The 1,398-nt window shown below is 47.8% G+C and carries 2 protein-coding genes; both read left to right on the plus strand.

The genetic code is table 11. From position 1 onward, the window contains the following. Positions 1-172 precede the first annotated feature (172 nt). On the plus strand, positions 173-526 hold the full coding sequence (locus tag Q0257_RS01190) for an NAD(P)H-dependent oxidoreductase (RefSeq protein ID WP_298020512.1): 354 nt from the start codon (positions 173-175) through the stop codon (positions 524-526). Further along, complete coding sequence (locus Q0257_RS01195; RefSeq protein ID WP_298020515.1) at positions 423-740, plus strand: NAD(P)H-dependent oxidoreductase; 318 nt, start codon at positions 423-425, stop codon at positions 738-740. The genes Q0257_RS01190 and Q0257_RS01195 overlap by 104 nt, the downstream gene beginning before the upstream one ends. Positions 741-1,398: the final 658 nt, after the last annotated feature.

A 1,398-nucleotide genomic window follows, 5' to 3' on the forward strand; every position in this document is an offset into this window, starting at 1 on the left:
CTACGGAATTTCGGCGTCAAATTTAAGCGTCGAAGCTTCGGCATTAAAATTTGGTCTTGAAATTTTGCCTTAGAATTCCGCCGCTAATTTGAAAATAAAATTTCAAAGCGGAGTTCTATCTGCGATTTTAGCGGCAAATTTATCGCCCAAACCAAAATTTTAAAGGAAAAATATGAAAAGCTTAATCATTCTAGCTCACCCCGACATTAAGAATTCGGTCATAAACAAGCAGTTTTTGAAAGAGGCCGCCGTGCAAAGCTTCACCGTGCGAGACCTAGCGCGCGAGTATCCTAGCGGCGAGATAGACGGCGAGCGCGAGCGCGCGATAATCAAAGCCCACGACGCGCTGGTACTGCAATTTCCGCTGCATAATTTCTCCTCGCCCGCGATTCGCGATTTTAAAAAGCTGGATCGATGCGACGATGACATACGGACTTGCCTACGGACGCACGAGCGAGGGCATACGGGGGCGCGCCGTGGCGCTGGCGGTGAGCGCGGGCATCAAGCGCGCCGATTACGCGCCTAGCGGGCGGTATCATTTCACGATGGAACAGATTTTAGCGCCGTTTGAGCTCGCATTCCGCTACTATTTTCACGCCGACTGGCGCGAGTTTTTCGCGTTTTACGGCGCCGAAGAGACGCCGGGCGTGGATTACGAAAGCAGTGTCACGCAGATAGAAAAAAGGCGCGGCGGAGTACGCGGAATTTTTAAGAAATTTAGGCACAAAGGGCGCAGGTAAAAAATTTTAAATTAAAACCAAGCTAGGTTTTTGGGCTAAATTTTAAAATTCGAGCCTCGTTTCGGGCTTGAACTGCGCCTTTGAAATAAAGAAAGTCGCGATAAAATTTTACACGAAGCGTTAAATTTAGCCTGTGCAGTTTATAGATAATTCAGCGCGAGCCGAGCATTACGGCAAAATTTTAATTTAAAGAAATTCCGTGCCTTTTTAAGCGCTATTGCGACGCCGTCTAGTTCCTAAAGGCTGATCTCACTTGCGCTAAAAACGTCCGCTCTGCCTGCTGCGGGGATAAAATTTTGCCGGCCGATACGGCGTGTCTGCTAGCCATCTAAATCGTCGAAATATAAAATTCACCGCAGCTTGTCGTGTAGGCTGCAAAAATGCGCGGTCGCGCCGTCTGCGAATAGCATTAAGGGCACGACAATAAGCGGGCTGTAAAGCACAGGATGCGGCAAAATTTTACAACGCGCATTTTTGATCTCGCTAAACCGCGCGTTCGGTAGAGCAAAGCAAAATTTCATAGCCGCGTGAAATTCCGCTTAGTAAAGCAAAATTCCGCTTTGCTCGGCAAAATTTCGTCCGCTAGATAAAATTCCGCCCTGCAGGGTAAAATTTCGCGGCGGAATGAACGAATTAAATTTAAAGCCAAATCTGCGCG

It is taken from the genome of uncultured Campylobacter sp. (assembly GCF_938018035.1).
Lineage (GTDB): Bacteria > Campylobacterota > Campylobacteria > Campylobacterales > Campylobacteraceae > Campylobacter_B.